Genomic DNA, 204 nt, shown 5'->3' with positions numbered 1-204 from the left:
ACATATGGAAAGCAATAACGATGGTCATTATTTCGCTTTCGGACATACGACCTTTGCGGTTGCGCTTTCGTTCGCCACTTTCAAGCTGAAGTTTTTGCCACTGAGGTAGAAAAGCCTTACAAAAGTCATCGACATGGCAAAATAAGTCTACTAGTTTATGCATAGCTGGTTCCTTTGCGATTGTTCTCTCTTGGTCGAAAGATC

1 pseudogene is annotated in these 204 nt (G+C 42.2%); it reads right to left on the bottom strand.

The window, feature by feature from the left end:
• A pseudogene (locus tag AACW06_RS20865) lies at positions 1–163 on the bottom strand (IS982 family transposase); the annotation flags it as partial.
• Between the last annotated feature and the right edge of the window lie 41 nt (positions 164–204).

The sequence above is a fragment of the Vibrio sp. S12_S33 genome (assembly GCF_963889785.1).
Lineage (GTDB): Bacteria > Pseudomonadota > Gammaproteobacteria > Enterobacterales > Vibrionaceae > Vibrio > Vibrio aestuarianus.
The sequence above is the reverse complement of the archived record's forward strand: the minus strand, read 5'-3'. Positions and strand labels throughout refer to the sequence as shown.